Genomic DNA, 19181 nt, shown 5'->3' with positions numbered 1-19181 from the left:
CTGATTGGGCATCAGAACGTCGGCAGCCCGAATCGCTGGCCCAGCGGCGAAAACAGCAGGCACAGCGCCACCAGGTTGAGCAACACCGTCAGCCAGAACACCTGCAGAAAATCCCGCTTGCTGGATTTGTGGCGCAGCCAGCGCTGGGCCAGCAAGGCCCCCGGCCATCCGCCCAGCAAACCCAGCAGCCACAAATGCTTTTCAGGGGTGCGCCAATGCCCCTGCTGCGCGGCAGCCTTGTCCCAGGCATACCAGGCAAAGGTGACGAGCGAGGCCAACACATACCAGCCTGCAGCGCGCCAGGTGGAGCCAAAGCACAGGCCCAATCCCAGCAGCAGAATCGCCAATGTGGGGATCAGCAGCAGGGCTGCCCCGCCGGATGGGCCTGATCTGGCGGCACTGGTAGCCTGGCGCTGAGTGCGCGCAGCTGCGGCCCGTGGGCGTGCGGTATGCGAAGCGGGCGATGCCGCTGCGCCTGGTGCGCCCGCGCCCAGCACGCGGGCGCGGCTGGCCCGGGGTTTGTCGCCTGCGGGCTTGTCCAGCACATAGCTCAGCCGCTGGCGGGCTTGGGGCCGGGCGGCAGGGTTTTGGAAGGCGGAGATATGCACAAACACCTGGGGGCCGCCGCCATCGGGGGCGATAAAGCCAAAGCCGCGCTCGTCGTTCCAGGATTGTAAGGTGCCTTCAAGCAGCATAGGCCTCCAGGTGCGCTGCGGCTTCGTCCCATTGGTTCTCGCTGAAGACAGCGACGCCGGCCTGGCGCAGCAGGCTGCAGGCCAGGCCTTCGCCGGGCACGGTGCGGCCGGCAAACTGCCCGTCATAGACCTGGCTGGAGCCGCATGTAGGGCTGAACTCCTTGAGTACCGCGACGCGGATGCCATGGCGCTGCACCAGTTGCAGTGCCAATTGGGCGCCGTGCAAAAAGGCGGCAGTCACATCGTTGCCCGCGCTGTCGCGCACCTGGGCTGCATGGCGCAGCACCGCGATGCTGGTGCCACCAACGATTTCGGCTGGCAATCGGGGCGTTGGCAGGCCTGCGGCCATCTCGGGGCAGAGGCTGACCACCTGCTGCTGCGCGAGCCAGCGATCGAGCACTGTGTGTTGCGCCCTTTTGTGGCTGCCGTCATAGCGCACGGGCTGGCCCAGCAGGCAGCCACTGACCAAGACCTTGGGCGCTGCGGGCTTCAGCATGCCAGCAGCTCCACCTGCAGGGCCTGCGCGCTGGCTTCGCAGCGCAGGCTATTGCCGCCCAGCTGCAATTGCAGCCCATTGGCAAACTGCAGCTGCAGGCAGAGCGTCTCTGCCTGAAAATCGCTGGGCACTGGCAGCGTGCTGAGCCGTTGCTCGCCCAGCTGCAGCCAGCCGCTGGCCAGCAAGCCAAAGGCTTGCGCTTCATGCGCGAGCGCGGGCGGGCAGGGGTTCAGCACCAGGCGCAGACCATTGCTGTAGCGGCGCTGGGTCTCGATCCCCTGGCGCTCGCTGATCAGCGCGGCTGAGAATTCGATGTTGCAGCCTTCGGAAGTGCGGTGGATGCGGCTGATTTCGGAGTCGGCAAATTCAAACTGGCGAGGCATTCCGTGATTGTCGCAGACCCAGGGTGCGGCCTGCAGCAACTCTGCAGGGCTCATGCCGCCCCGGATGGCGCCACGCAGTCAGCCAGCCAGGGCATCGCTGATGCACTCCAGATCTGCCGCTGTGGCGGCAGCTGCGCGCGCTCTTCCACGCAGCCCAGGCGGATCACCACGAACTCCGGGTTCTGCGCGGCGCAGCCATACAGTGGCGTTGCGCAGACGGGGCAGAAGACCTGGTCGCGGCGCTGGCCGCTTTGCGCGGTCTTGGTATAGGTATGGATCATGCCTTGCAGCGAGAAATCGGCGATCGCGGCGCTGACAATCGCCCGCATCGGCGCGCCCGACAGCACTTGGCAGTCGCTGCAATGGCATACGCTGACCTGGGCAGGATCGATCAAGGCGGTAAAGCGAACCGCTTGGCAGTGGCATGCGCCGTGGATGAGCATTGCAGGACCTGAGGAAAGTGGGCAGGGATTGCTGCTTTGTACTGCATCGTGCCCACCCTTGCATAGGCCTACTCGCTACCCATGAGGCGATGCAGCTAGAGGCCTTGATGGCATGACTCTTGCATAACTGTCAACAAGCGAAAGCCGGAGCTGCGCCGCAGGCCTGTAGGAATATCTTTACAGTCTCTGGCGTAGTAACTATGGTTGCATATAGAAACAACCAAGGGTTCTGTGTGAAAGCTTGATGAATTGCAGAAAATCAATAAAAACAATTAGTTATGGAGTACTTGAGCCTGAGCTCATGCATAATTTCGCAAAATTCCACGGGAAAACCCCGGTAATTTGGGGAATAACTGGTTTGGATTTTGTTACATATTTATGAATTGTCTTCAAAATAAACCGTGCTAAAGTCGCCCGCTATGTCACCGAAATGGATTTGCACCCTCATCGTCGCCGCGTCTGTCAGCGCACATGCCGCCCCCGAGAGCGAACACAAGCCATCCGATCTGGATTTGCTGCTGGGCATTGGCCAAAGCAGTCTGTCCAAGCTCGATTCGGTGCATCACCAGGTCAAGGACCAGGCCAATGTGCTGATCAGCAATGCGCTGAGCCTCATTGGCGTGCCTTACCGCCGTGGCGGTAACAGCGCAGAGACGGGTTTTGATTGCAGTGGTCTGGTACGCGCCGTGTATGCGGAGAGCTGGGGCAAGATCCTGCCGCGCCGCGCAGAAGAGCAGGCGGCTGCGACCGACAAGATTGATAAAGCGGAGCTCAAGCCCGGTGATCTGGTGTTCTTCAACACCATGCGCCGGGCTTTCAGCCATGTGGGGATCTATATGGGCGATGGCAAGTTCATCCACTCGCCCCGCACTGGCAAGACCGTTCGGGTCGAGAGCATGGATATTGCCTACTGGGAAAAGCGCTTTGACGGCGCCCGCCGGGTAGAGCTGAGCGATGAGGCGCGTACCAAGCTGATGCAGCAGGTCAACCTCGATGGTGCGGAAGCGCAGGACCTGATCGGCCGCGTGATGTCCAAGGCCAATATGCGTGTGAACTGAGCGCCTTGCCCTGTGCGTCAGGCGCTGCAAGCGAACCAAGCTTCCTTCGGGAGGCTTTTTTGTTGCCTGCGCGGTGCTGGTTGTCTGGTTTGCGCCGTGGGGTAGGGTCTCAGTCATGCGCCCCCCGCTATATATATATAAAAGCGGCGCGGGGTACTGGCGTTAAAAAGGCTGCCTCCTGGCAGCCTGGGTGGGCGACTTGCTGGGCAGGCTCCAGCAAGGTCTTACTTGACCATCTGCAAGATATCGCGGAAGTCTTCGTGCTCGCAACTGCGCAGCCATTCGAAGATGACCATCTCGGTGGTGACCAACTCGGCGCCGGCGCCGGCCAGGCGGTCAAAGGCGGCATCGCGGTTGCGCTCGGTGCGGCTGCTGCAGGCGTCGGTGACCACGCAGACATCAAACTCGTCTTCGAGCAGCTCCAGCGCAGTTTGCAGCAGGCAGACATGGGCCTCGCAGCCGGCAATGATGATGCTGTTGCGCTCAGGCGCGGCTTGCTGGGGCTTTTGCAGGTGCTTGGGCAGGCTGCGGGCATTGCCGCCCTGGGGTTTGGCGGGAGGGCGCAGCCATTCGTTCAGGCCTTCCGGCACTGCACTGAAAAACATCTTGGCCAAGGTCTTGTTGCACAGGCCACGCAGCTGCGCCGCATTGGGGCCGAGCTTGCTGGGGTTTTGCTCGGTACCAAACACGGGCACCTGCAGCTGCTGGGCTACCTGGGCCAGGAGCGTGGCGTTTTTCAACACCTGCGCGCCATCAAAAATGGCGGGCATCAGTTTTTCCTGGTAGTCAACCAGCACCAGCTGGGATTCTTCAAAATCTATAAGCATGCGGCATTTTACCCGTGGCAGCGTGCAGCTGCTGGAGCGGCATGGCGCAGGCGTTGGAGGGGAGGGAGAAATGCACTGGCGCGCGGCGCAGCGCCGAGCCAGTCTGGCGCAGATTTAGTGCTTGTCCTGGTCCAGCGCAGGCGCATATACCACCGGCAGCACAATCCCCGCTTCATGCGCCACGCGCACGCAGTCGCGCAGGTGCTGCTCGCCCAGGTAGCGCAAGGTGGCGTAGCCCAGGGCAGCCGACACCGCCTGGCCGGCAATCGGCACATATTTGCTGGCCTGCTGCACCGTCAGGCGCATGCCCAGCGCCTTGGCGCCGCGCAGGATCACATCCTTGGTGATCAGCTTGCCCACCAGCACACCGCCGAGCATGTTGACGGTGTTTTGCACCTTGGCGCGTTTGGCAGGGGTCAGGCGCGCAATCTGCTCGTCGCTCAGACCAAAGTAATTGCTGATTTGCGGAATCAGCCGCGACAGCAGGGCTGCATCGACCGCCATGTCGAGCCCGGGCACCGGCGTGGCGCTGGCCAGGGCGGCCATCAAGGCTTTGCGGTGCAGCAGCTTCTGGGACTGCTCAACCGCCTCCAGCAGCGCAGGGTTGCCCGTCTGGGCGGCCAGTTGCAGTGCGGAGAGGGGGCGGGGCTTGCGTCCAAGTTTCATGGATGTTCGGGAGTGAGGTCAAAAGCGGAAAAAAACCTGCGGCAGCGGGTGGTCCCGGCTGGCGCAGGCTGCCGGGTGCTTAGCGCTTGCGCACCAGGCCGTAGATCACCAGCAAGATGATGGCGCCGACGACGGAGGCAATCCAGCCAGCGGCCTGGCCTTCCTGGTACCAGCCCATCGCCACGCCGGCGTAAGTGGCCAGCAGCGAGCCGGCAATGCCTAGGAGGATGGTCATGATCCAGCCCATCTTGTCGTCCCCAGGCTTGATGGCGCGTGCAATGAGGCCAACAATCAGGCCGATGAAAATGGTTCCAATGATGGACATGCGTAGTTCTCCGTTGAGCTGTGAACGCCAGCGCCTCGGGTTGAGGCGGCCCTGGCCAATACGCCCTGAAGCGTACCAAGGCACTTTAAGGCCGTTTGTAGGAGAAGGCTTCAAATCCCGCGGCTTTACGTCATAAACAACGGTGAACTGGCGCTGTCATGCGCATGAAAAAAGCAGCCGGCGCCGCTAAGAACTTGTTCAAAGTCTCTACGCAACCGCGTTGGAGTGCAATCGGGATGAGTTCGAAGGGCTGGTCCGCAGCTTGCACCGGGGTGCAAGCAAGGGCCAGCGCGAAGAAATCGCCCGATTTCACTCCAACCCTTAGGGACAGTGGCTTTGCGGGCGCCCGGCTAGGGCCGCCCGGGCAGGGGCGGTCTGCGTCGTTGCAAATCCTCGCAATAGCTGGGCTATTGCTGCGGTATTGCGCGGCTGGGCGCCCCCCTCGCATCCCATCCCGCAAACACACTGTCGCGGCGCGAGGAGACATTGAACAGGTTCTAAGGGCGCGGGCTGCTTTTCGCTGGCCTGGGCCTCAACGGGCTCAGGCTGCAGAGCGGCTATGCGCTCAGGCGACGACCTTGGCGATCGATGCGCAGACGTGCTCGATGTTCTTGCTGTTGAGCGCAGCCACGCACATGCGGCCCGTGTCCGTGCCGTAGACGCCGAACTCGGAGCGCAGGCGTACCATCTGGTCCTTGCTCAGGCCCGAGTACGAGAACATGCCGATCTGGGTGGTGATGAAGCCCATGTCCTGCTTCACGCCAGCGGCCTTGAGGCCGTCGACCAGCTTCTGGCGCATTTCCTTGATACGCACGCGCATCTCGCCCAGTTCCTTTTCCCACAGCGCGCGCAGCTCGGGGTTGTTCAGCACCGCAGCCACCACGGCGCCACCGTGGGTTGGTGGGTTGGAGTAGTTGGTGCGGATGACGACCTTGAGCTGGCTCAGCACGCGGCTGGCTTCTTCCTTGTCGGTAGCGACCACGGACAGCGCACCCACGCGCTCACCGTAGAGCGAGAAGCTCTTGGAGAACGAGGTCGACACAAAAATGTTCAGGCCTGCTGCGATGAACTTGCCGATCACGGCGCCGTCTTCGGCGATGCCGTGGCCAAAGCCCTGGTAGGCCATGTCCAGGAAGGCGACCAGGTTTTTGGCCTTGACGACTTCGATGACCTTGTCCCACTGGGCGGCGCTGATGTCGTAGCCGGTGGGGTTATGGCAGCAGGCGTGCAGCACCACCACGGTGCCAGCGGCGGCCGCGTTCAGGTCGGCGATCATGCCGTCGAAATCAATGGCGCGGTTGGCTGCGTCGTAGTAGCGGTAGCTGGCCACTTCAAAACCGGCGTTCTGAAAGATCGCGCGGTGGTTTTCCCAGCTCGGGTCGGAGATCAGCACCTTGGCTTGGGGGTTGAGGCGCTTCAGGAAGTCGGCGCCGATCTTCAGGCCGCCGGTGCCGCCCACGGCTTGCACCGTGGCCACGCGGCCGGAAGCGACAACCTCGGAGTCAGCGCCGAACACCAGGGCCTTGACGGCGTTGTCATAGGCAGCGATACCGTCGATAGGCAGGTAGCCACGGGGCGTGGGCTTGTCCATCATGGCTTTCTCTGCGGCCTGCACGCACTGCAGCAGCGGCAGCTTGCCGTTGTCGTCGAAATACACGCCCACGCCCAGGTTCACTTTTTGCGGGTTGGTGTCGGCGGCATACTGCTCATTGAGACCCAGGATCGGGTCGCGTGGGGCCATTTCGACGGAAGAGAAAAGAGACATGTGTAGTCCTTGGTAGGTAGAAATCTGGCTTTGTACCCCCAAATGCCAAACAAGAGGCCATCGCCTCCACCGCAATTTTGCAGTACGCTTTGGGGTTAACCCCGTATTCTAGCGACGCCCGCTCGCGCGTGGCATACCCGACCTATGCACGAAGTCACTCCAGAGGCACCCCGCGAGGGGGAATTCATCCAATATCCGGGCTCGCCCTTCACCTTGTTCCAGCCGTATCCGCCTGCGGGCGACCAGCCGGCGGCCATCGATGCGCTGGTGGAAGGCATTGATGACGGTGAGGCCTTTCAGACCTTGCTGGGCGTCACAGGCTCGGGCAAGACCTTCACGATGGCCAATGTGATTGCGCGCACCGGGCGACCGGCCATCGTGTTTGCGCCCAACAAGACGCTGGCCGCGCAGCTGTACAGCGAGTTTCGCGAGTTCTTTCCGAAGAACGCGGTGGAGTACTTCGTCAGCTACTACGACTACTACCAGCCCGAGGCCTATGTGCCCCAGCGCGACCTGTTCATCGAAAAGGACAGCGCCATCAACGAGCACATTGAGCAGATGCGCTTGTCGGCCACCAAGAGTGTGCTCGAGCGCCGCGACACCATCGTCGTGGCCACCGTCTCGGCCATCTACGGTATCGGCTCGCCAGAGTCCTATACCAAGATGCGTTTTATCCTGCGCGTGGGCGATGAGCTGAGCCAGCGCGATGCGATTGGCCAGCTGGTGCGCATGCAGTACAAGCGCAACGATGCCGATTTCTCGCGCGGTACCTTCCGGGTGCGGGGCGACACCATCGATGTGTTTCCGTCCGAGCACAGCGAGATGGCGGTGCGCATCGAGCTGTTTGACGACGAGGTCGAAAGCCTGCAGCTGTTTGACCCCCTGACGGGCCGCGTGCGCCAGAAGGTGCCGCGTTTCACGATTTACCCCAGCAGCCACTATGTGACCCCGCGCGACCAGGTGCTGGTGGCCGTGGAGACCATCAAGGAAGAGTTGGCGCTGCGCCTCAAGCAGTTGGTGGGCGAGGGCAAGCTGGTCGAAGCCCAGCGCCTGGAGCAGCGCACCCGGTTTGACCTGGAGATGCTGACCGAAGTGGGGCACTGCAAGGGCATTGAGAACTACAGCCGCCACCTCTCGGGCGCAGCGCCGGGCGATCCGCCGCCAACGATGACGGACTACATGCCCAAGGACGCGCTGATGTTTCTCGACGAGAGCCACCAGATGATCGGCCAGCTCAACGCCATGTACAACGGTGACAAGGCGCGCAAGACCACCTTGGTGGAGTATGGCTTTCGCCTGCCCAGCGCGCTGGACAACCGCCCGCTCAAGTTTGGTGAGTTCGAGCAGCGCATGCGCCAGGTGGTGTTTGTCTCGGCCACGCCGGCCGAGTACGAGAAGACCCATGCGGGCAAGATCGTCGAGCAGGTGGTGCGGCCCACCGGCCTGGTCGACCCCGAAGTGGAAGTGCGGCCCGCCACCCACCAAGTGGACGATGTGCTGCAGGAAATCCATGCACGGGTGAAGGTCCATGAGCGGGTGCTGATCACCACCCTGACCAAGCGCATGGCCGAGCAACTGACCGAGTACCTGACCGACAACGGCGTGAAGGTACGCTACCTGCACTCCGATGTGGAGACGGTGGAGCGCGTCGAGATCATCCGCGACCTGCGCCTGGGCACTTTTGATGTGCTGGTGGGGATCAACCTGCTGCGCGAAGGCCTGGATATCCCCGAGGTCTCGCTGGTGGCGATTCTGGATGCGGACAAGGAAGGCTTTCTGCGCGCCGAGCGCAGCCTGATCCAGACGATTGGCCGTGCGGCGCGCAACATGAACGGCAAGGCCATCCTCTATGCCGACCGCATTACCGACTCGATGCGCAAGGCGATGGACGAGACCAGCCGCCGCCGCGAGAAGCAGATGGCCTTCAATGCGGAGCATGGCATCGTGCCGCGCAGCATTGTCAAGCAAGTGCGTGATTTGATCGATGGCGTCTACAGCACCAAGGCCAGTGACGACATGGACCGCGCCCAGCAGGTGGCGATGAGCCGCGCCCAGGTCGAGGACATGTCCGAGAAAGAGATTGCCAAGGAAATCAAGCGCCTGGAAAAGCAGATGCTGGAGGCAGCGCGCAACCTCGAATTCGAGGCCGCAGCCCAGGCCCGGGACCAATTAACCATATTGAAACAAAGGGCTTTTGGCGGAGCCGCTCCAGAGGCAGGGAATACCCGCAGCCTCTAGCGATGTCAGTTTCTGTAAGTAATCTTTGCTTACCCGAGCGAATTCAGGGGGCATTGTGCTATACTGACACAAATTACTCAACAACAAGAAAAAAGCCTATCGATGAATGGGACCTACCCTGCATGCAGGGTGGAGCGACAGGCTACGACGATGTCATTGCGGGTGGCTTGCTTGCATTGGGCGTCTATGGTTATCAAGCCTGACCTCTAAGGAACGATTATGCGTCTCACCACCAAAGGCCGATTTGCAGTGACTGCAATGATTGATCTGGCTTTGCGCCAGAACAATGGCCCGGTAACTTTGGCTGCGATCAGCCAGCGTCAGCAGATCTCGCTGTCGTATCTGGAGCAGCTGTTTGGCAAGCTGCGCCGCCACGAACTGGTGGAGTCCACCCGTGGCCCTGGTGGCGGCTACACGTTGGCCCGCAAGGCCGCTGAGATCACAGTTGCCGACATCATTGTGTCGGTAGATGAACCTATTGACGCCACGCAGTGTGGTGGCAAGGAAAACTGCATGGGTGAGGCCGGTCGCTGCATGACGCACGAGCTGTGGGCATCGCTGAACCAGCGCATGGTGGAGTTTCTCGATTCGGTCACCTTGCAAAAGCTGGTCGATGACCAACTGGCCAAGGGCATCCAGATCGAAGACAAGCCCATCGTGCGCCGCGCTATCTCGACCACGCCGGTTGTCAAGCCCATCCGTGTCACCGCACCGAACTCGGTGTTTGCACTGGGCAATGTATTTGCCAAATCCTGATTCTTGATGCGGCGCTGGTCGCCGCATCCCCCGGTGTCTTCCAGGGCGCCGGGAGGTCTTGTTACGCCCTGAACGGGGTGCGGCAAGTTCATTCGATGATTGCGTTTTGAGTTTTTGCGGGTGCCCACCAGCACGCGCCAGTAGAGCCAGATATGGACACGACCCCACATTTCCCCATTTACCTTGATTACGGCGCCACCACGCCCGTGGACCCCCGCGTGGTTGAAGCGATGATTCCCTGGTTGTCCGAGAACTACGGCAACCCTGCGTCGCGCAGCCATGCTTGGGGCTGGACGGCGGAAGAGGCGGTTGAAAAGGCCCGTGCGCAGGTCGCCGCGCTGATCAATGCCGATCCGCGTGAAATCGTCTGGACCAGTGGCGCGACCGAGTCGGACAACTTGGCGCTCAAGGGTGCTGCGCAGTTCTACAAGGGCAAGGGCAAGCACCTGATCACCGTCAAGACCGAGCACAAGGCCGTGCTGGACACGATGCGTGCGCTCGAGCGTGAAGGCTTTGAGGTCACCTACCTGGATGTCAAGGAAGACGGTCTGCTGGATCTGGATGTGTTCAAGGCCGCGATTCGCCCCGACACCATCGTGGTCAGCGTCATGTTCGTGAACAACGAAACCGGCGTGATCCAGGACATCGACACCATCGGGAAAATCTGCCGCGAAAAGGGCATCATTTTCCACGTTGACGCTGCCCAGGCCACCGGCAAGGTCGAGATCGATGTGACCGCGCTGAAGGTCGACCTGATGAGCCTGGCCTCGCACAAGACCTACGGTCCCAAGGGCATTGGCGCGCTGTATGTGCGCCGCAAACCCCGTGTGCGCATCGAGGCGCAAATGCACGGCGGTGGCCATGAACGCGGCATGCGCTCGGGCACCTTGGCTACGCACCAGATCGTCGGTATGGGCGAGGCTTTCCGCATCGCCAAGGAAGACATGGCCAAGGACTACGCCCACGCTAAGGCGCTGCAGCAGCGCATGTTGGACGGCCTGATGGACATCGAGCAGGTGTTTATCAACGGTGATCTGAACCACCGCGTGCCGCACAACCTGAACATCAGCTTCAACTTCGTCGAAGGCGAATCGCTGATCATGGGCATCAAGGGTCTGGCCGTGTCCTCGGGTTCGGCCTGCACCTCGGCCAGTCTGGAGCCCAGCTATGTGCTGCGCGCGCTGGGCCGCAGCGATGAGCTGGCCCACAGCAGCCTGCGCATGACGTTTGGCCGCTTCACGACGAATGAAGACATTGACTACGCCGTGGCATCGATCCGTGAGAACGTGACCAAGCTGCGCGAGTTGAGCCCCCTGTGGGAAATGTACAAAGACGGTGTGGATCTGAGCACCATCCAGTGGGCTGCCCACTAATCCGGCGCAGCCGCTAACTGTAAAGAGGTACCAAGATGGCATATTCTGACAAAGTGATTGATCATTACGAGAACCCCCGCAACGTGGGCTCTTTTGACAAGGGTGATGAATCGGTGGGCACCGGCATGGTCGGCGCTCCTGCCTGCGGCGACGTGATGAAGCTGCAGATCAAGGTCAATGCGGACACCGGCGTGATCGAAGACGCACGCTTCAAGACCTATGGCTGCGGCTCGGCAATCGCCTCGTCGTCGCTGGTGACTGAATGGGTCAAGGGCAAGACGCTCGACGAAGCCGCTGCGCTCAAGAACGCGCAGATCGCCGAAGAGCTGGCCCTGCCACCGGTGAAGATCCACTGCTCGATCCTGGCTGAAGACGCGATCAAGGCGGCGGTCAACGACTACAAGGCCAAGCACACTGCCAAGGCGGAGGCTTAAAACGCCATGGCTGTCACGCTTTCTGAGTCGGCTGCGCGCCACATCAACCGCTACCTGTCGCGTCGCGGCCATGGGGTGGGTGTGCGTCTGGGCGTGAAGACCACCGGCTGCTCGGGTCTGGCCTACAAGCTGGAGTACGTGGACGAGGCAGCGCCCGAGGACGTGGTGTTCGAAGACCATGGCGTCAAGGTGCTGGTCGATCCCAAAAGCATGGCCTACATCGACGGCACCGAGCTGGACTTTGTGCGCGAGGGCCTCAACGAGGGCTTCAAGTTCCACAACCCCAACGAGCGTGATCGCTGCGGTTGTGGCGAGAGCTTCAGAATCTGAGGCCTCGGGTTCAGGCGCCCGGTTTGTCGTCACTGACAGGCCTGGCCTTGTTTGTCGGCATCGCTGATGCCAAAACTGCAAACCGCCTGTGCTTTTGCCAGGCGGTTTTTTCATGATGAATCTGCAATCCAACGATTTTGAACTGTTCGCCGTGCCGGTGCAGTTTGCGCAAGATGCCCAGCAATTGGCCGAGCGCTGGAAGGCCTTGCAAAAGCAAGCCCACCCGGACCGCTTTGCATCGCAAGGCGCTGCTGCTCAGCGCGTGGCCATGCAGTGGTCGGTGCGCATCAATGAGGCCTACCAGCGCTTGAAGGACCCGCTCAAGCGCGCCGCCTACCTGTGCGAGATGCATGACGCGCCCATCCGCGCCGAAGACAACACCGCCATGCCCACCGCTTTTCTGATGGAGCAGATGGAGTGGCGCGAGGCGTTGGAAGAGGCGCAGAGCCAGGCCGATGTCGATGCGCTCGATGACCAGGTCGCCAGCGCGCGCCGTGCAATGCTGCAGCGCTGCCAGCAGCTGTTGGATGTGGAGCGCGACTACGCGCAGGCGGCCCAGCAGGTGAGAGCCCTCATGTTTGTTGCGCGATTTAGTGGCGACATCGACCGCCGTCGCGAGCAACTGGGACAATAGGCTGGTGACCAAAGCAGGGCGGCCCATGAGGCCGCACAGCATGCTTTGGCGAACCCTCCGTTGAGACCGCTTCCCCCGCGCCCCGTGCGGGCCGCAGGCAAGAGAACACAAGATAGATCGCATCCATGGCATTGCTCCAAATTTCAGAACCTGGCCAATCTCCTGATCCGCACCAGCGCCGTATTGCGGTGGGCATTGATCTGGGCACCACGCACTCGCTGGTCGCTGCCGTGCGCAACGGCGTGGCCGAATGCCTGCCGGATGACGAAGGCCGGGTGCTGCTGCCATCGGTGGTGCATTACCGGGCCAATGGCAAGCGCGATATCGGCTATGCGGCGCTTGGCCATCCCGGCGTCGATGCCGCCAACACCATTGCCTCGGCCAAGCGCCTGATGGGCCGCAACCTGGCCGATATCCATGCGCCCGAGCAACTGGCCTATGCGCTTGTGCAGCCCGACGATAGCGGCATGGTGGCCATCGAGACGGTGGCCGGCCTCAAGACCCCGGTGGAGATCAGCGCCGAGATTCTGGCCACCTTGCGCTACCGCGCCGAAGACACCTTTGACAATGACCTGTACGGCGCCGTGATCACCGTGCCAGCCTACTTTGACGACGCGCAGCGCCAGGCCACCAAGGATGCGGCCCAGCTGGCCGGCATCAAGCTGCTGCGCCTGATCAACGAGCCCACGGCAGCGGCGATTGCCTATGGCCTGGACAATGCCTCCGAAGGCATCTATGCCGTCTATGACCTGGGCGGCGGCACCTTTGATATTTCCGTGCTGCGCCTGACGCGCGGCGTGTTCGAAGTCATCGCCACCGGCGGTGACTCGGCGCTGGGCGGTGACGACTATGACGCCGCACTGGGCCAGTGGGTGCTGGAGAAAACCGGCGGCGCGGTGCAGAGCGCGCAGGACAAGGCGGTATTGCGCCTGGCTGCCAAGACCGCCAAAGAGGCGCTGACCGATGCCGACCAGGTGACCTTCTCCGCGCAGCTGTCCAGCCAGAACATTGCGCTGCCGCTGAGCCGGGCCGATTTTGATGCGGCCACGCAAGCCTTGACGGCCCGCACCCTGACGGCCGTGCGCCGCGCGCTGGCCGATGCCCAGCTGGCCAAGGACGAGGTGCAAGGCGTGGTGATGGTGGGGGGCTCGACGCGCATGCCCCAGGTGCAGACGGCGGTCGGCAACTTCTTTGGCAAGCCACCGTTGACCAACCTGAACCCCGACGAGGTAGTGGCCCTGGGCGCCGCGATCCAGGCCAACCAGCTCGCCGGCAACGACAACAATGGCGACCTGCTGCTGCTCGATGTGATCCCGCTGTCGCTGGGCATCGAGACCATGGGCGGCCTGGTCGAGCGCATCGTCAGCCGCAACGAAACCATTCCGACCGCACGCGGCCAGGACTTCACGACCTACAAGGACGGCCAGACGGCCTTGGCCATCCATGTGGTGCAGGGCGAGCGCGATCTGGTCGCTGATTGCCGCAGCCTGGCGCGCTTTGAGCTGCGCGGCATCCCGCCAATGGCAGCGGGCGCTGCACGCATCCGTGTGTCCTTCACCATCGATGCCGATGGCCTGCTGAGCGTGGGCGCGCAAGAGCTGGTGAGCGGGGTGGAGGCGCATATCGATGTGAAGCCCTCGTACGGTCTCTCGGACGACCAGATTGCAAACATGCTGCGCGACAGCTTCAGCACCGCCCAGGCCGATATGCAGGCGCGTGCGCTGGTCGAAGCGCGCGTTGATGGCGACCGCCTGCTGATTGCTACCCAAAGTGCGCTCGATGCCGATGGCGACCTGCTGGCAGACGCCGAGCGCAGCCAGGTCGATGCGCTGATGGACCAGCTGCGCCGCGCCCTGTCCAGCAGCGAGAGCGCCGCTGAGATCGAGGCCAGCACCGATGCACTGGCCAAGGGCACCGAGGCCTTTGCCGCCGAGCGCATGAACCGTGGCATTCGCCAGGCCCTGGCCGGCAAGAACGTGCAATCCATTTAACCGACTACAGCAAGAAGAATCTCATTCCCATGCCTATCATCAAAATCCTGCCCCATGCCGAATACTGTCCCCAAGGCGCCGAGATCAAGGCGCCGACCGGAACGTCGATCTGCGAGGCGCTGCTGGACAATGGCATCAACATCGAACACGCCTGCGACATGAGCCGGGCCTGCACCACCTGCCACGTTATCGTGCGCCAGGGTTTCGACTCCATGGACCCTTCCGAAGAGGAAGAAGACGATCTGCTCGACCGCGCCTGGGGCCTGGAGCCGCAGTCGCGCCTGTCCTGCCAGGCCATTTTGGCGCGCGAGGATGTGACCGTGGAGATCCCCAAGTACTCGATCAACCACGCCAAGGAAAACCACTGAGCGTGGGCCGGGCCGGGCGCGCGGGTGCGAGCGGCTTTTACAATCGGTGTTTTGAGTCGAGGAAGCTGTAGATGTCGCGCCAAATTGTTCTGGATACGGAAACCACGGGTCTGTCAGTCGTCGATGGTGACCGTGTCATTGAGCTCGGCTGCGTCGAGCTGCTCAACCGCAAGCTCACCGGCAATAACCTGCATCTGTACTTCAATGCCGACCGGGAAAGCCATGAAGACGCGCTGCGCGTGCACGGCATCACCAGCGAGTTTCTGGCCGACAAGCCGCGTTTCCACGAGAAAGCCGAAGAGATCCGGGCTTACCTGGAAGGCGCCGAGCTGATCATCCACAATGCGCCATTCGACATGGGCTTCCTGAACAAGGAGTTCGAACGGGTGGGCATGCCGCCCCTGGTCAGCATGGTGAGCGGTGTGCTGGATTCGCTCCTGATGGCGCGCGACATGTTCCCGGGCAAGCGCAACTCGCTCGACGCGCTATGCGACCGCCTGGAAGTGGACAATTCCGGCCGCGACCTGCACGGCGCTTTGCTCGACGCTGAGCTGCTCGCTGACGTCTACATCAACATGACGCGCGGGCAGGAACAGTTGCTCTCGTCTGAGAGCATGGCATCGAACAACAAGTCCAACGCGGCCATGGTGGTCAAGAAGGTGGATTTTGCACAGTTCGATCTGCCCGTGATCCTGCCGTCGGAGGCGGAGCTGGCCGCCCACGACGAGGTGCTGACGCAGCTGGACAAATCCAGTGGCGGCAAAACTATTTGGAGAAAATTGGCCTAATTTTCACAGCCAGCAAATATTTGCTGTCATAATAGAGGGCTTGACGGCGAGAGATTTTGGGTGATTAGCTCAGCGGTAGAGCACTGCCTTCACACGGCAGGGGTCACATGTTCGATCCATGTATCACCCACCAATCCATCGTCGTTGCGGTATGTCCCTTGAGGCATGCTTGGGGTGATTAGCTCAGCGGTAGAGCACTGCCTTCACACGGCAGGGGTCACATGTTCGATCCATGTATCACCCACCACAATTTAGTTTCGGTAGGCCTCTTTGGGGCGTGCCTGGGGTGATTAGCTCAGCGGTAGAGCACTGCCTTCACACGGCAGGGGTCACATGTTCGATCCATGTATCACCCACCAACCAACAAACCTCTTGAATGTTCTGTTCAAGAGGTTTTTTGTTTTTGCGCGCTTGTGCACACGCTGCGCAGGCTACAGCGCACCGCCGTCCACCACGCCGTTCATGTATCGGGCCTGTCGCTGCCAGGTAAATCCCGCCCCGGTGCTGCACAACTCGGCCACCAAGGCCTAGGATGGCAGGTTTTGGGACTACCACCGTACCGATATGACCTCTCACACACTCGCTTTGGGTGCTGGCCTGGCCGCCTTGCTCGCTGGCAGTGGCTGGGCAGCTTCAAGCTCGCCATCCACCCCCACCCCACCATCGGCACCACAGACCTGTACCGAACAGGCTTCAGACGCCTGTTTCCAAGGCTTTGCGCTGCCGGGCCAGGCCGGGCGCATGCATTTCTATGCCTCGCAGGCGCCGCAGGCCGAAAAGGCCGACGGGTCGGCCGGGCCGCAAACGGTGCTCTTGATCATGCATGGCTTCCCGCGCGATGCCAACCGCAGCTTCAATGCCGCGCTGGACGCCGCGCGCAAGGCGGGGCGCCTGGATGAGACCCTGGTCATTGCGCCGCTCTACCAGGTGGCCAGCGACAAGGCCGAGCACTGCCGCACAAAGGGCACGCCTGCGCCGGAGCCAGGTGATGCCTTGTGGACCTGTGGCAGCTGGCTGGCCGGACAAAACTCCCAGGCCGGTGCTGGCAGGACCCTGATCAATGCCATTGCTGCGCTCGATGCCTTGGTCGCCCATATCCACCAGCGCTGGCCCAGCGTGCGCCACATCACCTTGGCGGGATTTTCTGCCGGTGGACAAATGCTCCAGCGCAGCATCGGCTTTGCCCAGCAGCCGCCTGCCGGTGTATCGCTGCGCTATGTCGTTGCGGACCCTGGCACCTGGCTGTACTTTGATCCGCTGCGCCCGCAGCCCCAGCGCGCGGGCCACGATGTGGACTGGGCGGCCTGCAGCGATGGTGGTTGCGACTACCGCATGCAACTGCCTCAAGAGGCATCCTGCCCGGGCTACCACGACTGGAAATACGGCACGCAGGCGCTGCCGTCCAGCCTGGGGCCCGCCGCTGCGCAGGCGCGCGAGCGCTACCGCCAGGCGGATATTCACTATCTGGAAGGTGCCCTCGACAACCATGCCGGCAAGGGCACGAGCTATGGCGCGCTCGATAAATCTTGCGCTGCCATGCTGCAAGGGCCGTTTCGCCGCCAGCGGGGGGAGGGCTATGCCGCCTATGTGGCCCAGGTGCTGCAGCCAGTGCGCCCGCAGCCGCTGTCCATCGTGCCGGGCTGCGCCCATGATGTCGCCTGCGTATTGCCCTCGGATGCAGCGCGGCCGGCCTTGTTTGGCATCCTGCCTTGATGGCGCGCTGTGCGGCTCTAACGAGGCGCGCGGAGCGCTTTAGCGTGCGGGCTGGGTTGCAGGCAGCGCAGCTGGGATTGCCGCAGCAGGTGCCGTGCTGGTCAGCATGCTGCGGTCCAGCACCTCGATATCGTTCAGCGCCAAGGTGCCGGCCGCCTGCTTGAGCTTGAGCTGGCCGAGCAAGGTGTTGTAGCGGGCAAGGGCCAGGTCGCGCTTGGTCTGGTAGAGCTGGCTTTGGGCGTTGAGCACATCGATATTGATGCGCACACCCACCTGGTAGCCGGTCAGGTTGGCATCGAGCGCGAGCTGGCTCGATGCCTCGGCGGCTTCCAGTGCCTTGACCTGGCTGGCGTTGGACTGCAGGCCAAAGAAGGCGCTGCGCACGTTCTGCGCCACGGTGCGGCGGGCATTGTCCAGGTCGGCCTCTGCCTTGCTCTCCAGCGCCAGGGTTTCCTTGACCCGGTTCTGCACGGAGAAACCGGCAAACAGCGGCACATTGAGCACCACGCCCACGGTGGCCTGGTTGGCGTTGTAGCCATGGGTGGGCATGGTGATGCTGCCCTTGGGGTAGAGCTGGCGGCCAACAGTGGCCTGCAGGTCGATGGTGGGCAGGTGGCCGGTTTCGGCCTTCTTGGTGTCCAGCCGGGCGTTGGTGGTGGCCAACTGGGCGATGCGGATCTGGTGCTGCTCGCTCTGGGCCTGGTCCACCCACATCAGCACATTGTCGGGCGTGGTCGCCGGCAGCAGCACCGGTTGCTTGAGCGGCCAGGGCTGGTTGCCAGGCGTGCCCACGGCATTGTCCAGCGCCAGGCGCTTGACGGTCAGGTCATTCTCGGCGGCGATCTCTTGCGCACGCACCAGGTCATAGCGGGCCTCGGCTTCGCGCGAATCGGTGATGGTGGCCGTGCCCACATCAAAGTTGCGTTTGGCAGCGGCCAGTTGCTCCTTGACGGCAGCCTTTTGGGCCTGCACAAACACCATGCTGTCCTGCGCGGCCAGCACATCAAAGTAGGCCTGGGCCACCCGCACCAGCAAATCCTGGCTCGCGGCATCGAGCTGCAGCCGGGCGATATCGCCGCCCAATTTGCCTTGTTCCAGCGCAATGCGGTTGGCCGGGCGGTAGAGCGGCTGGCTGGCCGTGATGCCAATCTGGTGGTCGGGGCCGTTCAGGCGCAGCTCGGGGTTGTTGATGGCCGTGTGGCTGTACTGCGACTGCGCCTGCAGGCCCACCTGCGGCAGCAGCCCGGCGCGTGCCTGCTCGCCCCGGGAGATGGCCGCGTCCAGGTTGGCGCGGGCTGATTGCCACTGCGCGTCATAGCCGCTGGCCTGCTCCACCATCTGCATCAGGCTCTGGGCCTGGGCCGGCAACTGGGCCAGGCCCAGCAGCAGCGCAGCAGCTGCGGCGCGGGTTGTTCTCAGACGAGGCAGGGCAGGGGCTTGGCGCATGGTGCAGAAGGGGGGTGGTACAAGGGGAGGCGCGGCCAGGCCAGAGGCCCGATGCCGCGCCGCAAACGGCGCGGGCCGCAGGTCAGTAGCGCGGCACCGAGGGGTCGCGCTCGGCCGTCCAGAGGTCGATGCCACCGGTCAGGTTGCTGACCTGGCTGTAGCCCTGGCGCTCCAGGAACACGGCGACCTGCATGCTGCGCATGCCGTGGTGGCAGAGGCAGGCGATGGGGCGGTCTTCATCGAGTAGGTTGAGCGACGCGGGAATCTGCTGCATCGGGATATTCAGCAGCTCAAAACCTTCGGGCTTGACCGACGCAGTCCGCAGCTCCCAGGGCTCGCGCACATCCAGCACCAGGGGGTTATGGTCCGCATGCTGGGCCAGCCATTCGTTGAGTTGCGCGGGACGGATTTGCTCCATACATCACTTTCTGCAGCGCAGCCGGCCCCCAGGC

At 62.6% G+C, this 19181-nt stretch carries 21 protein-coding genes and 3 tRNA genes; 14 read left to right on the top strand and 10 right to left on the bottom strand.

Annotation, left to right across the window (positions count from 1 at the left end):
* Positions 1-11: 11 nt before the first annotated feature.
* The 4 genes from N4T19_RS05485 to N4T19_RS05470 are packed head-to-tail and all read right to left on the bottom strand — an operon-like array spanning position 12 to position 2017.
* Positions 12-695, bottom strand: a complete 684-nt coding sequence (locus tag N4T19_RS05485; RefSeq protein ID WP_260719640.1) for a DUF1294 domain-containing protein — start codon at positions 693-695, stop codon at positions 12-14.
* A complete protein-coding gene (locus N4T19_RS05480; RefSeq protein ID WP_116923989.1) occupies positions 685-1191 on the bottom strand; it encodes a 2-thiouracil desulfurase family protein in 507 nt (168 codons plus the stop codon). The genes N4T19_RS05485 and N4T19_RS05480 overlap by 11 nt, the downstream gene beginning before the upstream one ends.
* The gene (locus tag N4T19_RS05475; protein ID WP_260719639.1) at positions 1185-1574 is read right to left on the bottom strand and encodes a hypothetical protein; all 390 of its coding nucleotides are present in this window, start codon (positions 1572-1574) and stop codon (positions 1185-1187) included. Before N4T19_RS05475 ends, N4T19_RS05480 begins: the two co-directional genes overlap by 7 nt.
* Positions 1575-1624: 50 nt before the next feature.
* The gene (locus N4T19_RS05470) at positions 1625-2017 is read right to left on the bottom strand and encodes a GFA family protein (RefSeq protein WP_260719638.1); all 393 of its coding nucleotides are present in this window, start codon (positions 2015-2017) and stop codon (positions 1625-1627) included.
* 419 nt (positions 2018-2436) lie between these two features.
* Between N4T19_RS05470 and N4T19_RS05465 the strand changes: the two genes are divergently transcribed.
* Entirely contained in the window at positions 2437-3075 is a 639-nt protein-coding gene (locus N4T19_RS05465) for a C40 family peptidase (protein WP_116923986.1), read from the top strand.
* Positions 3076-3299: 224 nt separating this feature from the next.
* On the opposite strand, the gene N4T19_RS05460 is transcribed toward N4T19_RS05465, so the two are convergent.
* The 4 genes from N4T19_RS05460 to N4T19_RS05445 all read right to left on the bottom strand — a co-directional run bounded on the left by N4T19_RS05460 (position 3300) and on the right by N4T19_RS05445 (position 6658).
* Complete coding sequence (locus N4T19_RS05460; protein WP_116923985.1) at positions 3300-3902, bottom strand: isochorismatase family protein; 603 nt, start codon at positions 3900-3902, stop codon at positions 3300-3302.
* Between the two features lie 114 nt (positions 3903-4016).
* A complete protein-coding gene (locus N4T19_RS05455) occupies positions 4017-4568 on the bottom strand; it encodes a hypothetical protein (protein ID WP_116923984.1) in 552 nt (183 codons plus the stop codon).
* A gap of 79 nt (positions 4569-4647) precedes the next feature.
* Positions 4648-4893 carry a GlsB/YeaQ/YmgE family stress response membrane protein gene (locus N4T19_RS05450; protein WP_116923983.1) on the bottom strand — a complete coding sequence of 82 codons (246 nt, stop codon included), beginning with the start codon at positions 4891-4893 and terminating at the stop codon, positions 4648-4650.
* Positions 4894-5458: 565 nt separating this feature from the next.
* Positions 5459-6658 (bottom strand): amino acid aminotransferase, encoded by a 1200-nt coding sequence (locus N4T19_RS05445; RefSeq protein ID WP_021025853.1) that lies wholly within the window; start codon positions 6656-6658, stop codon positions 5459-5461.
* 144 nt (positions 6659-6802) lie between these two features.
* On the opposite strand from N4T19_RS05445, the gene uvrB reads away from it, so the two are divergent.
* From uvrB to N4T19_RS05380, 13 genes are all read left to right on the top strand, one after another.
* A complete protein-coding gene (gene uvrB / locus N4T19_RS05440) occupies positions 6803-8896 on the top strand; it encodes an excinuclease ABC subunit UvrB (RefSeq protein ID WP_260719637.1) in 2094 nt (697 codons plus the stop codon).
* A 219-nt stretch (positions 8897-9115) separates the two neighbouring features.
* Complete coding sequence (gene iscR / locus N4T19_RS05435; RefSeq protein WP_021025851.1) at positions 9116-9652, top strand: Fe-S cluster assembly transcriptional regulator IscR; 537 nt, start codon at positions 9116-9118, stop codon at positions 9650-9652.
* A gap of 152 nt (positions 9653-9804) precedes the next feature.
* On the top strand, positions 9805-11025 hold the full coding sequence (locus N4T19_RS05430) for an IscS subfamily cysteine desulfurase (protein ID WP_260719636.1): 1221 nt from the start codon (positions 9805-9807) through the stop codon (positions 11023-11025).
* A 35-nt stretch (positions 11026-11060) separates the two neighbouring features.
* The gene (iscU, locus tag N4T19_RS05425) at positions 11061-11459 is read left to right on the top strand and encodes a Fe-S cluster assembly scaffold IscU (protein ID WP_021025849.1); all 399 of its coding nucleotides are present in this window, start codon (positions 11061-11063) and stop codon (positions 11457-11459) included.
* Between the two features lie 6 nt (positions 11460-11465).
* Positions 11466-11789: an iron-sulfur cluster assembly protein IscA gene (gene iscA / locus N4T19_RS05420; protein ID WP_021025848.1), complete on the top strand. Its 324-nt coding sequence runs from the start codon at positions 11466-11468 to the stop codon at positions 11787-11789.
* A gap of 115 nt (positions 11790-11904) precedes the next feature.
* Positions 11905-12423, top strand: coding sequence for a Fe-S protein assembly co-chaperone HscB (gene hscB / locus N4T19_RS05415; RefSeq protein ID WP_116924454.1), 519 nt, complete (start codon positions 11905-11907; stop codon positions 12421-12423).
* Between the two features lie 125 nt (positions 12424-12548).
* Positions 12549-14414 carry a Fe-S protein assembly chaperone HscA gene (gene hscA / locus N4T19_RS05410; RefSeq protein ID WP_260719635.1) on the top strand — a complete coding sequence of 622 codons (1866 nt, stop codon included), beginning with the start codon at positions 12549-12551 and terminating at the stop codon, positions 14412-14414.
* A gap of 29 nt (positions 14415-14443) precedes the next feature.
* A complete protein-coding gene (gene fdx, locus N4T19_RS05405; protein WP_021025845.1) occupies positions 14444-14782 on the top strand; it encodes an ISC system 2Fe-2S type ferredoxin in 339 nt (112 codons plus the stop codon).
* 71 nt (positions 14783-14853) lie between these two features.
* On the top strand, positions 14854-15570 hold the full coding sequence (gene dnaQ / locus N4T19_RS05400) for a DNA polymerase III subunit epsilon (protein WP_021025844.1): 717 nt from the start codon (positions 14854-14856) through the stop codon (positions 15568-15570).
* A gap of 58 nt (positions 15571-15628) precedes the next feature.
* Positions 15629-15703 (top strand) — tRNA-Val (locus tag N4T19_RS05395).
* A 39-nt stretch (positions 15704-15742) separates the two neighbouring features.
* Positions 15743-15817: transfer RNA gene (locus N4T19_RS05390), tRNA-Val, on the top strand.
* A 37-nt stretch (positions 15818-15854) separates the two neighbouring features.
* Positions 15855-15929: transfer RNA gene (locus tag N4T19_RS05385), tRNA-Val, on the top strand.
* A gap of 205 nt (positions 15930-16134) precedes the next feature.
* The gene (locus tag N4T19_RS05380) at positions 16135-17283 is read left to right on the top strand and encodes a hypothetical protein (protein WP_260719634.1); all 1149 of its coding nucleotides are present in this window, start codon (positions 16135-16137) and stop codon (positions 17281-17283) included.
* Positions 17284-17322: 39 nt separating this feature from the next.
* On the opposite strand, the gene N4T19_RS05375 is transcribed toward N4T19_RS05380, so the two are convergent.
* Both N4T19_RS05375 and N4T19_RS05370 read right to left on the bottom strand, forming a co-directional pair.
* On the bottom strand, positions 17323-18729 hold the full coding sequence (locus N4T19_RS05375) for a TolC family outer membrane protein (protein ID WP_260719633.1): 1407 nt from the start codon (positions 18727-18729) through the stop codon (positions 17323-17325).
* 82 nt (positions 18730-18811) lie between these two features.
* A complete protein-coding gene (locus tag N4T19_RS05370; RefSeq protein WP_260719632.1) occupies positions 18812-19147 on the bottom strand; it encodes a rhodanese-like domain-containing protein in 336 nt (111 codons plus the stop codon).
* Positions 19148-19181 lie beyond the last annotated feature (34 nt).

The organism is Comamonas squillarum (assembly GCF_025309455.1).
Taxonomy (GTDB): Bacteria; Pseudomonadota; Gammaproteobacteria; order Burkholderiales; family Burkholderiaceae_C; genus Comamonas; species Comamonas squillarum.
The sequence above is the reverse complement of the archived record's forward strand: the minus strand, read 5'-3'. Positions and strand labels throughout refer to the sequence as shown.

Coding starts and splice junctions, on each gene's coding strand:
- N4T19_RS05485 (WP_260719640.1), bottom strand. CDS start 695: ATGCTGCTTGAAGGCACCTTACAATCCTGGAACGACGAGCGCGGCTTT.
- N4T19_RS05480 (WP_116923989.1), bottom strand. CDS start 1,191: ATGCTGAAGCCCGCAGCGCCCAAGGTCTTGGTCAGTGGCTGCCTGCTG.
- N4T19_RS05475 (WP_260719639.1), bottom strand. CDS start 1,574: ATGCCTCGCCAGTTTGAATTTGCCGACTCCGAAATCAGCCGCATCCAC.
- N4T19_RS05470 (WP_260719638.1), bottom strand. CDS start 2,017: ATGCTCATCCACGGCGCATGCCACTGCCAAGCGGTTCGCTTTACCGCC.
- N4T19_RS05465 (WP_116923986.1), top strand. CDS start 2,437: ATGTCACCGAAATGGATTTGCACCCTCATCGTCGCCGCGTCTGTCAGC.
- N4T19_RS05460 (WP_116923985.1), bottom strand. CDS start 3,902: ATGCTTATAGATTTTGAAGAATCCCAGCTGGTGCTGGTTGACTACCAG.
- N4T19_RS05455 (WP_116923984.1), bottom strand. CDS start 4,568: ATGAAACTTGGACGCAAGCCCCGCCCCCTCTCCGCACTGCAACTGGCC.
- N4T19_RS05450 (WP_116923983.1), bottom strand. CDS start 4,893: ATGTCCATCATTGGAACCATTTTCATCGGCCTGATTGTTGGCCTCATT.
- N4T19_RS05445 (WP_021025853.1), bottom strand. CDS start 6,658: ATGTCTCTTTTCTCTTCCGTCGAAATGGCCCCACGCGACCCGATCCTG.
- uvrB (WP_260719637.1), top strand. CDS start 6,803: ATGCACGAAGTCACTCCAGAGGCACCCCGCGAGGGGGAATTCATCCAA.
- iscR (WP_021025851.1), top strand. CDS start 9,116: ATGCGTCTCACCACCAAAGGCCGATTTGCAGTGACTGCAATGATTGAT.
- N4T19_RS05430 (WP_260719636.1), top strand. CDS start 9,805: ATGGACACGACCCCACATTTCCCCATTTACCTTGATTACGGCGCCACC.
- iscU (WP_021025849.1), top strand. CDS start 11,061: ATGGCATATTCTGACAAAGTGATTGATCATTACGAGAACCCCCGCAAC.
- iscA (WP_021025848.1), top strand. CDS start 11,466: ATGGCTGTCACGCTTTCTGAGTCGGCTGCGCGCCACATCAACCGCTAC.
- hscB (WP_116924454.1), top strand. CDS start 11,905: ATGAATCTGCAATCCAACGATTTTGAACTGTTCGCCGTGCCGGTGCAG.
- hscA (WP_260719635.1), top strand. CDS start 12,549: ATGGCATTGCTCCAAATTTCAGAACCTGGCCAATCTCCTGATCCGCAC.
- fdx (WP_021025845.1), top strand. CDS start 14,444: ATGCCTATCATCAAAATCCTGCCCCATGCCGAATACTGTCCCCAAGGC.
- dnaQ (WP_021025844.1), top strand. CDS start 14,854: ATGTCGCGCCAAATTGTTCTGGATACGGAAACCACGGGTCTGTCAGTC.
- N4T19_RS05380 (WP_260719634.1), top strand. CDS start 16,135: ATGACCTCTCACACACTCGCTTTGGGTGCTGGCCTGGCCGCCTTGCTC.
- N4T19_RS05375 (WP_260719633.1), bottom strand. CDS start 18,729: ATGCGCCAAGCCCCTGCCCTGCCTCGTCTGAGAACAACCCGCGCCGCA.
- N4T19_RS05370 (WP_260719632.1), bottom strand. CDS start 19,147: ATGGAGCAAATCCGTCCCGCGCAACTCAACGAATGGCTGGCCCAGCAT.